This is a genomic window from Pinisolibacter aquiterrae (assembly GCF_019160155.1).
Classification (GTDB): domain Bacteria; phylum Pseudomonadota; class Alphaproteobacteria; order Rhizobiales; family Ancalomicrobiaceae; genus Pinisolibacter; species Pinisolibacter aquiterrae.
Genome location: NZ_JAFNIH010000006.1, coordinates 17,268 through 29,869 on the forward strand (window position 1 = coordinate 17,268; position 12,602 = coordinate 29,869).

At 68.4% G+C, this 12,602-nt stretch carries 13 protein-coding genes; all 13 read right to left on the reverse strand.

Annotation, left to right across the window (positions count from 1 at the left end; genetic code table 11):
* Positions 1-25: 25 nt before the first annotated feature.
* On the reverse strand, positions 26-901 hold the full coding sequence (locus J3S89_RS01485; RefSeq protein ID WP_217925705.1) for an urease accessory protein UreD: 876 nt from the start codon (positions 899-901) through the stop codon (positions 26-28).
* Complete coding sequence (gene ureG / locus J3S89_RS01490; protein WP_217925706.1) at positions 898-1,545, reverse strand: urease accessory protein UreG; 648 nt, start codon at positions 1,543-1,545, stop codon at positions 898-900. Before ureG ends, J3S89_RS01485 begins: the two co-directional genes overlap by 4 nt.
* Before the next feature lie 5 nt (positions 1,546-1,550).
* Complete coding sequence (gene ureC, locus J3S89_RS01495; RefSeq protein WP_217925707.1) at positions 1,551-3,263, reverse strand: urease subunit alpha; 1,713 nt, start codon at positions 3,261-3,263, stop codon at positions 1,551-1,553.
* Positions 3,264-3,406: 143 nt separating this feature from the next.
* Complete coding sequence (locus J3S89_RS01500; protein WP_217925708.1) at positions 3,407-4,102, reverse strand: urease subunit beta; 696 nt, start codon at positions 4,100-4,102, stop codon at positions 3,407-3,409.
* A gap of 10 nt (positions 4,103-4,112) precedes the next feature.
* Positions 4,113-4,793 carry an urease accessory protein UreF gene (locus J3S89_RS01505; protein WP_217925709.1) on the reverse strand — a complete coding sequence of 227 codons (681 nt, stop codon included), beginning with the start codon at positions 4,791-4,793 and terminating at the stop codon, positions 4,113-4,115.
* A complete protein-coding gene (locus J3S89_RS01510; RefSeq protein WP_238481807.1) occupies positions 4,790-5,341 on the reverse strand; it encodes an urease accessory protein UreE in 552 nt (183 codons plus the stop codon). Before J3S89_RS01510 ends, J3S89_RS01505 begins: the two co-directional genes overlap by 4 nt.
* Positions 5,342-5,408: 67 nt before the next feature.
* Positions 5,409-6,428, reverse strand: coding sequence for an alpha/beta fold hydrolase (locus J3S89_RS01515; RefSeq protein ID WP_217925710.1), 1,020 nt, complete (start codon positions 6,426-6,428; stop codon positions 5,409-5,411).
* 40 nt (positions 6,429-6,468) lie between these two features.
* Positions 6,469-7,800, reverse strand: coding sequence for a purine-cytosine permease family protein (locus tag J3S89_RS01520; protein WP_217925711.1), 1,332 nt, complete (start codon positions 7,798-7,800; stop codon positions 6,469-6,471).
* A 116-nt stretch (positions 7,801-7,916) separates the two neighbouring features.
* Positions 7,917-8,951, reverse strand: coding sequence for an aliphatic amidase (locus J3S89_RS01525; RefSeq protein WP_217925712.1), 1,035 nt, complete (start codon positions 8,949-8,951; stop codon positions 7,917-7,919).
* A gap of 95 nt (positions 8,952-9,046) precedes the next feature.
* A complete protein-coding gene (gene urtE / locus J3S89_RS01530; protein ID WP_217925713.1) occupies positions 9,047-9,742 on the reverse strand; it encodes an urea ABC transporter ATP-binding subunit UrtE in 696 nt (231 codons plus the stop codon).
* Positions 9,742-10,494, reverse strand: coding sequence for an urea ABC transporter ATP-binding protein UrtD (urtD, locus tag J3S89_RS01535; RefSeq protein WP_217925714.1), 753 nt, complete (start codon positions 10,492-10,494; stop codon positions 9,742-9,744). Before urtD ends, urtE begins: the two co-directional genes overlap by 1 nt.
* Before the next feature lie 10 nt (positions 10,495-10,504).
* Positions 10,505-11,635, reverse strand: coding sequence for an urea ABC transporter permease subunit UrtC (gene urtC, locus J3S89_RS01540; protein WP_217925715.1), 1,131 nt, complete (start codon positions 11,633-11,635; stop codon positions 10,505-10,507).
* A gap of 1 nt (position 11,636) precedes the next feature.
* A complete protein-coding gene (gene urtB, locus J3S89_RS01545) occupies positions 11,637-12,530 on the reverse strand; it encodes an urea ABC transporter permease subunit UrtB (RefSeq protein ID WP_217925716.1) in 894 nt (297 codons plus the stop codon).
* Positions 12,531-12,602: the final 72 nt, after the last annotated feature.

The window sequence follows — 12,602 nt, forward strand, 5'->3', positions numbered from 1 at the left end:
ATCTCGGCGGTCGCCCGCCGAGATCTCACTTGCGACGTGGCGCCGGGTCGGCACCGAGGGCGGCGCGGACCGAGAGACGGAAGATCGCCGCCGCGACCGCCCGCTCGGCGATCGCGTCGTCGGCGACGACGCGGACCGCGAAGCCGGCCGCGTTGGGCAGGTCGAGCAGACCCGCGACGAAACCCTCGCCGGTGGTGGCCGCGATCAGGGCGGTGGGCTCGGGAAGGCGTTCCTTCGGGCCGAGCAGCAGGTGGGTCGCGACCAGCCGTCGGGCACCGATCGCGCCCTGCGGTCCGAGGAGATCGGTGCCGGCGAGATCGAAGCGATCGGCGAAGAGGAGGCGGTTCGACGCCGCGCGGACCGTGGTCGCCGAGGCGAGGCGGGCGAAGGTGGCGCCGGCCGCGCGAGGGTCGTGAACCACGAAGGCTTCCGTCAGACAGGCGACCGCGCCGTCGCCGAGCCGGACCTCGGTCGTCGTCTCGACGGCGGCGCCGGGAAAGAGCACCAGCGGATCCGGCGTCATCGCCAGATAGGCCCCGTCCTCGAGGTCGAGGATGGTGGCGAGACGGGCCGCGCTCCCTCGGGCGTCGTGGGCGATCGTCGCCGACTGGGTGGTCAGATGGACCGCCGCCTCGCGGCCGAGGGCGATCCGGGTCTCCATCCGGTCGCCGCGATAGACCCCGCCCGAGGCCGACTGTTGATAGACCGTGGCGAATTCGGGCAGCGCCGCGTCGAGCGCGAAGGGCCGCGTCATGTGGAAGGGGTAGGAGACGAATTGCGCGCCGAGGCGGGTGGTCGCCCCGACCCGGTGAAAGGCGAGATCGAAGCGGCCGGTGCGGCCGGTGATCCCGGCCGCGCTCTCCGAGCCTGCGGTCGCCGGGACGGGCCGGATCGCGCTCATCGCAGCAACACGTCGCGGCAGATGTGATCGATGACCGCGTCGATGCCGTCGCCGTCGCGGCAGACGGTGAGGGCGATCGGCCGGCCGGAGCGCACCGCGTCGGCCTCCCGGGTCATGCGCTCGAGATCGACCCCGACATGGGGGGCGAGGTCGATCTTGTTGACGACCAGGAGGTCGCACCGGATCACCCCCGGCCCCTTCTTGCGGGGGATGTCGTCGCCGCCGGCGACGTCGATGACGAACATCCACCAGTCGACCAGATCGAGCGAGAAGGTCGAGGCGAGATTGTCGCCGCCGCTCTCGATCAGGATCAGGTCGAGATCGGGAAAGGCCGCCTCGAGATCGTCGGCGGCGGCGATGTTGAGGGTCGGGTCCTCGCGGATCACCGTGTGCGGGCAGGCGCCGGCCTCCACCGCCACCACCCGGGCCGGGTCGATCAGGCCGGAGCGGCGGATGCGCTCGGCATCCTCGGCGGTGACGAGATCGTTGGTGACGACGGCGAGCGAGACGCCGCGTTCAGCGAGTGCCGGGATCAGACGTTCGACCAGGGCGGTCTTGCCGGAGCCGACCGGGCCGCCGATGCCGACGCGGGCGGCGCCGAGCCGGGTGGGCACCGTCTTCGAGGGGGAGATCGCGACGTCCATGGGGCTCACCTCAACATGTAGCGGCGGGCGAGCGGCAAGTCCTTCGCCGGCTCACAAGTGGCGAGTTCGCCGTCGACGAAGACGTCGAAGGTCTGCGGATCGACGCGGATCTCGGGGCAGGCGTCGTTGCGCAGCATGTCGGCCTTGGTCAGACGGCGGGTGCCGGAGGCGGGCAGCAGTCGCTTCGACAGGCCGAGCGATCCGCCCAGATCGGCCTCGATCGCGAGCGGATGGACGAACGAGGCGGAGAGCGCCTGTTTGGCGCGGCCGAAGGCGCCCCATTGCGGGCGCATGATCAGCGGTTCGCAGGTCATCAGCGAGGCGGCGCTGTCGCCCATGGCGCCCCAGGCGATGAAGCCGCCCTTGACGACCAGTTCCGGCTTGATGCCGAAGAAGGCCGGCCGCCACAGCACGACGTCGGCCATCTTACCGTCCTCGAGCGAACCGACATGGGCGTCGATGCCGAAGGTGCGGGCGGCATTGATGGTGTATTTGGCGATGTAGCGGCGGATGCGCTCGTTGTCGCCGATGCGGGTCGCCTCCTCGGGCAGGCGGCCACGCTGGCGCTTCATCTTGTCGGCGAGCTGCCAGGTGCGGCACACGACCTCGGCGATGCGGCCCATGCCCTGGCTGTCGGAACCGAGCATCGAGATGGCGCCGATGTCGTGCAGCACGTCCTCGGCGGCGATGGTCTGGGCGCGGATCCGGCTCTCGGCGAAGGCGACGTCCTCGGGGATGGCCGGGTTGAGGTGATGGCACACCATGGTCATGTCGAGGTGTTCGTCGAAGGTGTTGACCGTGTAGGGATTGGTCGGGTTGGTCGAGGACGGCAGGCACCACGGCACCCCGGCGACGCGGATGATGTCGGGGGCATGGCCGCCGCCGGCCCCTTCGGTGTGGTACATGTGGATGGTGCGGCCGGCGATCGCGGCCAGCGTATCCTCGACGAAACCGGATTCGTTGAGCGTGTCGGTGTGGATCTGGACCTGGAAGTCCATCTCGTCGGCGACGGAGAGGCAGCAGTCGATCGCCGCGGGCATCGAGCCCCAGTCCTCGTGCAGCTTGAGCCCGAGACAGCCGGTCTGCATCTGCTCGATCAGGGAGGCCGGGCGGTGGCTGTTGCCGCGCCCGAGGAAACCGAAGTTGATCGGCCAGGCCTCGGCCGCCTGCAGCATCTTGCCGGTGTTGAAGGGGCCGCCGCTGTCGATGCCGACGGTGATCGGTCCGAGCGATCCGCCGATCATGGTGGTGATGCCGGAGGCGATGGCGTGCTCGCAGAGTTGCGCGCTGTCGAAATGGACGTGGACGTCGATGGCGCCGGCGGTGGCGATCATGCCCTCGCAGTCGCGCACGGTGGTGGCGGCGGAGACGACGAGGCGCGGGTCGACCCCTTCCATGACGGCGGGATTGCCGGCCTTGCCGAGGCCGACGATGCGGCCGTCGCGGATGCCGAGGTCGCCTTTGACGATGCCGAGCACGGCGTCGATCACCACGACGTTGCAGAGGAGGAGATCGAGCGCGCCTTGCGCCGAGGTGACGCCGGCGGCGAGGCCGGCGCCGTCGCGCAGCGTCTTGCCGCCGCCGTGCAGGCATTCGTCGCCGGGGACCGCGTGGTCCTTCTCGACCACGGCGACGAGCGAGGTGTCGGCGAGGCGGATGCCGTCGCCGACGGTCGGTCCGTAGAGGGCGGCATAGTCGCGCCGCGACAGGATGGCCATGGTCGTTCTCCTCTCTCATACCAATCTCGGGAACTCCCGACTCGTCGGGAGTTCCCGAGGTTTCGGCCTGACCGGCCGACGCCCGGTCGGGCTTGCCTTCGCTCACGCAGTTTCGAACAAGTCGAAATTGCGTGAGCTCGGTATCAGGCGCCGCGAAAGCCGCGGGCTCGGGCGCGCTCGAGGGCGCTCGCGCGCACGTCCGGATCGTCGGCGGACCCCTCGGTCAGGCCGTTGAGGCCGGTCAGTTCGCGGCGGCCGCCGAAGGTGGTGAGCACCACCTCCTTCTCCTGGCCGGGCTCGAAGCGGACGGCGGTGCCGGCGGCGATGTCGAGGCGCAGGCCGAAGGCGGCAGCGCGGTCGAAGTCGAGGGCGCGGTTGGTCTCGAAGAAATGGAAATGGCTGCCGATCTGCACCGGCCGGTCGCCGGTGTTGACGACGCGCAGGCGGACCTTCGGCCGACCGGCGTTGAGTTCGATCTCACCCTCCTCGGCGAGGATCGCGCCGGGTTCGAGCGGGTCGACCTCGGCGCCGGCGGGTGGGCGGATCGGCTCGTGGACGGTGACGAGTTTGGTCCCGTCGGAAAAGGCGGCCTCGACCTGGAGCATCGGCACCATCGCGGCGACGCCGGGCAGGACGTCGGCGGTGGTCAGCACGGTGGCGCCGAAGGCCATCGCCTCGGCGACCGAGCGGCCGTCGCGCGCCGCCTCCAGGATCTCGTCGGCGATCAGCGCCACGGCCTCGGGGTGGTTCAGCCTCAATCCGCGCGCGCGGCGCTTGCGGGCGAGTTCGGCGGCGGTGAAGAGCGTCAGGCGCTCGAGCTCGGTCGGTGTCAGCAGCATGGCCGATCCCTCAGTTGGAAAAGAGGCGGAGGTCGCCGGTGGCATGGCGGGCGCAGGCGATCTCGACGACCGGCAGGAAGGCCGAGAAGGGCTGACCGTCGGCGATCGGGCGGCGGCAGACGGCGGCGAGATCGGCGGTCACGGTGGCGATCGCGGTCTGGGCCTCGATCGCTCCGACCAGCCCGAGCCGGATCGCCGCCGTCGCCGGTCCGATCACCGCGACATGGCCGCCCATGGCGCTCGCGGTGGTCTCGTCGAGCCCGAGGCGTGCCCACAGGAGGCCCTGGACGACGGCGACATGGCCGGGCGCCATGCCCTCGCGTATCCGGCGGTGGTAGGCCTCGGCGCCCGGGGTGCCGAGGCGGCGGTGGGCGGTGAGGAAGGCGAGGCCGTTGCGCCGCGATCCGGCGCGCAGCGGTTCGCTCGCGGTCGAGGCCTCGACCTCCGCGTCGACCGTGGCGACGCGGTCGAGGTCGGCCGCGGCGCGATGGGCGCGGACGAGGGCGACACGATCGGCGCCGGCCCAGCGCCGCAGCACCTGATCGGCGAGGAAGGCGGCGAGATCGAAGGGGCCGAAGTCGTCGGCGAGGGCGGCGCGCGCCTCGAGGCCTTGCGAGAAGGCGAAACCGCCGGACGGGAAGGTCCCGTCGGCGTGGCGCAAGGCGAGGAGGAGCGCCGCCGGATCGGTCATGCCCCGTCCTCGAGGATCTCGACCCGGCCGGCGGCGATCAGGGGGGCGATCCGGGCGCGGTAGTCGGCCTCCGGCGCCTCCAGCGCGACGGCGAGATCGTCGCCGTCGAAACGCACCCGCCAATGGAGATTGCCGGCGTTCCAGCCGAGTTCGAGCGCGGCGGCGGCGTCGGTCGGGCGCAGGCGGAGCCAACGTCGCTCGGTGACGCGGACGACGGCGGCATGGTGGTCGCCGCAGGCGATCACCGCCCCGTCGAAGAGGACGACGTCGCGGGGCAGGGCGATCAGGAATTCGGTGCCGAGCGAGCCGACCGCGCGCAGGCGGTGGCGGGCGAGATCGACGGTGTCGAGGATCAGGTCCTCGCAGGCCCCGGCATGGGCGAGGCGATGGAGATGATCGGCGAAGGGGGGATCGAGCCGGCTGCCGAGCACGCCCTCGACCCGGATCGACGGGCGAGGGGCGTGGTGGTGGTGGTCGTCGCCGTGGTGGTGAGGGTGGTGGGGAGCGTGATCGTGAGGCGAGACACGATGGGCCGACGCCGTCGTCATGGTGGATCTCCGAGCGCGATCTTGCGAGAGGGGACCTCCGCCGGCGGACCGGCGGAGGTCGTCGGCGTCAGCTCGCCAGGAGCTCCTTGAGCTTGGCGTCGAGGAAGGCGACGTCGGTCGGGTTGGTGCCCGGACCGCCGGCGAAGTGGCCCCACACCGAGGGGATCGGAATCAGGGTGGCGTTCGGCATGTTCGCCACCTCGAACTCGCTGTCGGCGACGCGGAAATAGAGATCCGTCTCGCCGGGCATGACGTAGGTCTTGGCCTTGATCGCGCCGAGCGCCTTGACGAAGTCGCCGCCGTAGATCTCGTTGGCGGAGATGTCGCCGTTCTGCCAGGTCCACAGCATGGTCAGCAGGTTGTTGGGATCGCGCGGCAGGAAGAAGCCTTCCCAGAAGGCGACCAGGAAGTCCTCGAGCGAGGAATAGCCGAGGGCGTCGATGTCGAGGTTGGCGCGATAGAAGTCCTGCGAGAAACCCCAGCCGGCGTAGACGCGGGCGGCGGCGCGCAGGCCCTTGGCCGGCTTGGTGGTGTACCAACCCTCGGCGAAGGCGCCGTCGGCGGTCAGCGCCGCCTTGACGCCCTCGAGGAAGACCTTGTTGTGGCGCGAGCACTTGGCCGAGCCGCAGAAGGGGGCGAGCAGATCCATCATGTCGGGGTACATCGCCCCCCAATGGAAGGTCTGGAGCGCGCCCATCGACCAGCCGACGACGAGGCGGATGTGTTCGATGCCGAACTTCTCGGTCACCAGACGATGCTGGACGCGGACGTTGTCGTAGGGCGTGACGTCAGGAAAGCGCGGGCCGTTGTAGGGCTCGGGCGTGTTGCTGGCCGAGGACGACAGGCCGTTGCCGAGCATGTTGGGGATGATGATGAAGTATTTGGTCGGGTCGAGCGCCATGCCCTCGCCGATCAGCCATTCGTTGTCGTAGTGCTGGCCCGAGTACCAGGTCGGATAGACGATGACGTTGTCCTTGGCGGCATTGAGCGTGCCGAAGGTCTTGTAGGCGAGCTTGCAGTCGCGAATGGTCGCGCCACTCTGCAGGGCGACGTCGCCGAGATCGTAGATTTCATAGTCGAGAGGCATGGGATCGATCCTCGATCGGAGAGAGGAGAGGTTCGGGAGGTCAGGCGGTCGCCCGACCCCGCTGCGAGAGGAGCCAGTAGGCGACGGCCGCGACCACGGCGGCGGAGATCGCCGTCGACAGGAAGGGCGCCGTCTCCTCGACGAGGAAGGCGACGATCGAGCCGACCGCCCAGGCCAGGAAGGCGGTCCCGCGCCAATCGGCGTCGATCTCGGCCTTGGGGCGCAGGAGGTACTGGTCGACCAGGATGATCGCACCGATCGGCGGTACCAGGATGCCCAGAAGCGACAGCCACTGGATGAAGAACGCCCAGACGTTGCCGGCGGCGACGACGATGCCGATCACGCCGAGGATGATCGCCAGGAGACGCATGTGGCTGCCGACGATGCGCGACCAGCCGGTGGCGGCGTTGTAGAGGCAGTGCGAACAGACCGAACCGAGGTTGCAGTAGAGGAAGGCGAAGGCGAGCACGCTGAGCCAAGTGAGCTGCATGCCGTTCAGGTAGCCGAACATGTTGTCGTTGCCGAAGGGATTGGCGTTCGGCACGGCGAGAGCGGCGGTCATGATGCCGCCGACCAGCATGGCGACCATGTTGGCGAAGGGGAAGGCGCTGAAGGTGGCGATCAGCGACGACTTCGGATCCTTGGCCCAACGGTTGAAGTCGGCGGTGACGGTACCGGCGTCGATGAAGAGCGCCAGAACGACGGTCAGGCCGACGCCCATCGACATGGTGGCGGTGCCGTTGTTGCCGGCGTAGTCGAGGATCGCGGAGACGCCGACCTTGGCGGTGACGTCGCCGACCACCCACAGGCCGAGCACCACGAAGAGCGGCACCGAGACCATGCCGATCCAGTGCAGGCCGCGCACGCCGACGAAGGTGATGGCGATGTAGAGCACGCCGGCGATGGTGGTCATCAGCACGTAGTTGAGACCGTAGGTGCTGCTGACCAGCGCGCCGGTGATGCCGGTCTGGACGGCGTACCAGCCGAGCAGCAGCGTCGAGAGCAGGCCGGAGGCGAAGACGTAGCCCTTGCGGCCGAACACGACCGAGGCGAGCAGGGCGAAGTTGACGCCGCGCCGCGTGCCGAGCACGCCGAGGGCGCCGACATAGGCGAACATCAGCAGATTGCCGATGATCATGGCGAGGAGCGCGCGCTTGAAGCCCATGCCGAGCACCAGCAGGGACCCGGTCATGGCGCCGGTGATGATCATCGGGAAGCCCAGCCACACCATGGTGACCGAGAAGAGGCTGCGGCGCGCGGCGGCCGGAACCGGGACGTGCTCGTATTCTTCGCCGAGCAGCTTGTCGACGTCTTCCTCGACGATCTCGAGGGTGCTGTGGCCTTCGTGCGACTTGGTGTCGACGTTCGTCATCGGTGACCCCTTGGGTTCGTGGAACGGGAAAGGAGAAGGCGTTCGGCAACACGGCGGTTCGGCCGTGGCGTCCGGGCAGGGGCCCCGGACCTCGGACGGTCCGGGGCGATGCGACGTCAGCGATGGGTGACCTTGTGGGGGATGCCCTCGATCGGGCATTCCTCGGAGCCGACGGTGGTGCGGGTCATCGCCTCGACCATCTCGCGGGTGCCTTCCGGATCGGCCGCCCACTTCTTGTAGAAGTCGTAGGGGCAGGCGGCGGTGCCGCGATCGCCGTCACCGGAGTTGATCATGCCGGTGTAGCCGCGGTGCACGAGCTTGAAGAGGTGGTTCTGCGCCTGACCGTTCTTGCGGGCGTCGCGGATCAGCGAGGTGGAGAGCTGGGCGTACTGGATGCCGTACTCCTCCTCGCCGCATTCGCCGAGCGTGCGGCCGTCGAAGCCGACCAGCATCGAATGGCCGAAATAGGTGTAGACGCCGTCGAAGCCGGCGCAGTTGGCGACCGCCACATAGACGTTGTTGGCCCAGGCCATGGCGCGGGCCATGATCACCTGCTGTTCCTTGGCCGGATACATGTAGCCCTGGCAGCGGACGATCAGCTCGGCGCCGCGCATCGCGCAGTCGCGCCAGATCTCCGGGTAGTTGCCGTCGTCGCAGATGATCAGCGAGATCTTGAGGCCCTTCGGGCCCTCGGTGACATAGGTGCAGTCGCCGGGATACCAGCCCTCGATCGGCACCCAGGGCATGATCTTGCGGTACTTCTGGACGATCTCACCCTTGTCGTTCATCAGGATGAGGGTGTTGTAGGGCGCCTTGTTGGGGTGCTCCTCGTGGCGCTCGCCGGTCAGCGAGAACACGCCCCAGACCTTGGCCTTGCGGCAGGCCTCGGCGAAGATGTCGGTCTCGTCGCCGGGAATGGAGGCGGCGTTCTCGTACATCTCCTTGCTGTCGTACATGATGCCGTGGCTGGAATATTCCGGGAAGACGATCAGATCGAGACCCGGAAGACCCTGCTTGATGCCCACCACCATGTCGGCGATCTTGCGGCAGTTGTCGATGATCTCGGCCTTGGTGTGGATCCGCGGCATCTTGTAGTTGACGACGGCGACGCCGACGGTGTCGGCGGTGGAAATGATGTCTCCGTGAAGCATGACGGTCTCCTGTCTTCTCGAGGTATGGCTCCCCGTTCGCCGCGAGCGGGGCTCGCGGACGTCGGGTCGCGTGGTGGGCGTGCGGATGCGGGAGGTCAGACCGAGAGGTAGGTGTGGACCACCTCCCGGGTGAGGTCTTCGGGCGTGCCGGAGGCCGCGACGTGTCCCTTTTCGACGATCACGAAGCGATCACAGGCGCGGCGGGCGAATTCGACGTTCTGTTCGACGAGCACGACGGCGATGCCGTGTTTCTTGTTGATCTCGAGGATGATGTTCTCGATCTCCTCGACGATCGACGGCTGGATACCCTCGCAGGGTTCGTCGAGAAGCAGGACCTTGGGGTCGGTGGCGAGGGCGCGGGCGATCGCCAATTGTTGTTGCTGGCCGCCGGACAGGACGCCGCCGGGGCGGTCGAGATTGTCCTGCAGATAGGGAAAGAGGTGGGGGACCAGATCCGGGATCCGCCGGACGCCGTCGGGACGGGCGAAACAGCCCATCAGGATGTTCTCGCGGATCGAGAAGTCGGGGAAGATCTCGCGGCCCTGGGGCACGTAGCCGATGCCGGCGCGGGCGCGCTCGTGGGTGGTCGCCTGCGACAGGTCGACGTCGTCGAGGGTGATCGAGCCGGTCGCCCGGTCGGTCAGGCCCATGATCGTCTTCATCGCCGTGGTCTTGCCGACGCCGTTGCGGCCGAGCACCGCCAGGATGCCGTGGTCCGGGACCTCGAGCGAGAAGTCGTGCAGGACGTGGCTGCGGTCGTAGTAGCTGTCGACACCGCTGAGCTTCAGCATCAGGCGATCCCCTTCGATCCGAGATAGGCCCTGCGGACCTCTTCGTTGCGCTCGATGTCGTGGATGCGGCCCTCGGCGAGGACCTTGCCGAGGTGGAGAACGGTGATCTTCTCGGCGATCTCGCGGACGAAGGCCATGTCGTGCTCCACCACCACCAGGGTGTGGCGCCCCTTGAGGCCGTTGATGATCTGCGAGGTCTTGAAGGTCTCCGCCTGGGTCATGCCGGCGGTGGGTTCGTCGAGCAGGATGATCTTGCGGTTCTGGACGATCAGCATCGCCAGTTCGAGCCATTGGGTCTGGCCGTGGCTCAGCTCGCCGGCGCGCCGGCCGGCCTGCTCGCGCAGGCCCGCGAGTTCGAGCGCCTCGTCGACCCGATCGCGATCCTCGGCCGGGAAGCCGAAGCCGAGATTGGCGAAGACGCCGGGGGTGAGGCAGCTCGCCACCTCGAGATTGCGGCGGACGGTGAGGTCGCGGAAGACGCTGGGGATCTGGAACTTGCGGCCGATGCCGGCGCGGGCGATCTCGTGTTCCTCGCGGTTGGTGATCTCGGTGTCCTCGACGAAGACGCGGCCCTGGGTGGACTTGGTCTTGCCGGAGACGAGATCCATCAGGGTGGTCTTGCCGGCGCCGTTGGCGCCGAGCAGGACGCGCAGTTCGCCCTCCTCGACCACCATCGACACGCCGTCGACCGCCTTGAAGCCGGAGAAGTCGACGCCGATCTCCTCGATCGTCAGTGCGGACTTGTTGCTCATGGTCTTCTCCTCACTCGCCGGCCGCGACGACCGGCGCGGCGGCGACCGCGCGGCGACCGAGGAGGCGTCCGATGCCGTCCTTGACGACGCCGGCGATGCCGCGCGGCAGGTAGAGGACGACGAGGATGAACATCAGGCCGATGACGACCTTCCAGGCCTCCATGAAGGTGGCGGATTCGCTCATCGACGCCTCGATGGTGTTGATCAGCATGGCGCCGATGCAGGCCCCCAGGATCGACGAGCGTCCGCCCACCGCCGCCCACACCACCATGGTGATGGAGAAGGTCAGGTCCATGAAGGTCGGCGAGGCGAATTCGGCGGCGAGCACGTAGAGCATGCCGGCGAAACCGGCGATCAGGGCCGAGACGCAGAAGAAGAAGATCTGATAGGCCGGCACGTCGAAGCCGAGGTAGCGGGCCCGGTTCTCGTCGTCGCGGATCGCCTGGAGGATCAGGCCGGCGCGGGTCTCGACCAAGAGGCGGGCGCCGATCAGGACCACCGACAGCGACACCGCCACCAGATAATAGGTGGGCGTCACATAGGGGTCGAACTCGAAGCCGGCGACGGTGAACCAACCGAGGTCGGTGAGGCCGTTGAAGCCGTTGGTGATCGGTTGCGCGTCGATCAGGACGAGGCGGACCAGCAGCACCAGGGCGAGGGTGATGATCGAGACGAACACCCCGGCGATGCGCTTGCGGAAGATCACCGCGCCGAGGATGCCGGCCACCAGCGTCGGCAGGGCGAGGCCCATGGCGACGCCGAACCATTGCCACTGGAAGGGGATCCACAGGAAGGACCCCTTGTTGATGCAGCACAGGTCGGTGACGGCGCCGGGCTCGGAGTTCCACAACATGAAGTCGGGGAGCGGCGTGGTCGAGCCCTGCTGGAGGCTGGTCGCCGAGGCGAGCTTCAGCGACATGGCGATCATGTAGGCGCCGAGGCCGAAGAAGAGACCCTGGCCGAGGTTCAGCACCCCGGCATAGCCCCAGGAGAGCGCGATCGAGACGCCGAGGATGCCGTAGACGCAATATTTGGCGAAGCGGTTGAGCCAGAACGGATCGCTCACCACCAGCGGCAGCAGCATCAGGGCGGCGACGAAGCTCGCGTAGGCGGCGATGGTGACGGAACGCGGTAGGGTCATCTCAACGCCCCTTGAAGGAGAACAGGCCACGGGGCATCAGCACGATCACCACGATGACGGTGCCGAAGACGACGGCGCGGGCCAGGATGTCGTTGGTCACGGCGGCGACGAGGCCGTTGATCTCGCCGAGGAGGCCGGAGGCGGCGACCGCGCCGAGCAGCGAGCCGACGCCGCCGACCACGACCACCATGAAGCCGTCGACGACCATCGGCGCGCCCATGTCGGGGAAGACGGTCTTGAAGCCGGACATCATCACCCCGGCGATGCCGGCGAGGCCGGAGCCGTAGGCGAAGGTGAGCGCGTTGACGCGGGCGACGTCGATGCCGCAGGCGGCTGCCATGGAGCGGTTGCGCATCACCGCGCGCACCTGCATGCCGATCGGGGTGCGGTTCATGATCAGCCAGGTGACGGCCGTCATCACCACGGTGACGAGGATGATGAAGGCGCGGTAGCCGTTGACCTCGGTGCCGAGGATGGTGATCGTTCCGCGCAGGAAGTCGGGCACGTCGACGTTCTGCAGCCCCGGTCCGAGCCCCTCGACGTGGATGCCGAGGAAGGACAGGCCGAATTCGAGCCGTACCGCCTGTTGCAGGACCAGGGCGACGCCCCAGGTCGCCAGAAGCGTGTCGATCAGGCGGCCGTAGAGCCTGCGCACCAGAACCTTCTCGATCGCCCAGCCGAGGCCGGCGGAGATGACGAAGGCGATCGGCATCGCCACCAGGAGGTTGGCCCCCAGGTAGATGCCGGAGAGAACGGTGGTATAGGCGCCGATCATCACCATCTCGCCGTGGGCCATGTTGATGACCCCCATGGCGCCGTAGGTGATGGTGAGGCCGAGGGCCACCAGGAGCAGGATCGAGCCCAGGCTCAGGCCGATGAACAATGTGTCGACCACGACGGTTCCTCGCGGTGTCGATGAAGGGAGGTCCGGCCGCCGCGTTTCGGCGGCCGGAGAGGCGCGGCTCGG

Coding starts and splice junctions, on each gene's coding strand:
- urtE (WP_217925713.1), bottom strand. CDS start 9,742: ATGCTGAAGCTCAGCGGTGTCGACAGCTACTACGACCGCAGCCACGTC.
- urtC (WP_217925715.1), bottom strand. CDS start 11,635: ATGACCCTACCGCGTTCCGTCACCATCGCCGCCTACGCGAGCTTCGTC.
- J3S89_RS01515 (WP_217925710.1), bottom strand. CDS start 6,428: ATGCCTCTCGACTATGAAATCTACGATCTCGGCGACGTCGCCCTGCAG.
- J3S89_RS01525 (WP_217925712.1), bottom strand. CDS start 8,951: ATGCTTCACGGAGACATCATTTCCACCGCCGACACCGTCGGCGTCGCC.
- J3S89_RS01510 (WP_238481807.1), bottom strand. CDS start 5,341: ATGACGACGGCGTCGGCCCATCGTGTCTCGCCTCACGATCACGCTCCC.
- ureC (WP_217925707.1), bottom strand. CDS start 3,263: ATGGCCATCCTGTCGCGGCGCGACTATGCCGCCCTCTACGGACCGACC.
- J3S89_RS01485 (WP_217925705.1), bottom strand. CDS start 901: ATGAGCGCGATCCGGCCCGTCCCGGCGACCGCAGGCTCGGAGAGCGCG.
- J3S89_RS01500 (WP_217925708.1), bottom strand. CDS start 4,102: ATGCTGCTGACACCGACCGAGCTCGAGCGCCTGACGCTCTTCACCGCC.
- ureG (WP_217925706.1), bottom strand. CDS start 1,545: ATGGACGTCGCGATCTCCCCCTCGAAGACGGTGCCCACCCGGCTCGGC.
- urtD (WP_217925714.1), bottom strand. CDS start 10,494: ATGAGCAACAAGTCCGCACTGACGATCGAGGAGATCGGCGTCGACTTC.
- J3S89_RS01505 (WP_217925709.1), bottom strand. CDS start 4,793: ATGACCGATCCGGCGGCGCTCCTCCTCGCCTTGCGCCACGCCGACGGG.
- J3S89_RS01520 (WP_217925711.1), bottom strand. CDS start 7,800: ATGACGAACGTCGACACCAAGTCGCACGAAGGCCACAGCACCCTCGAG.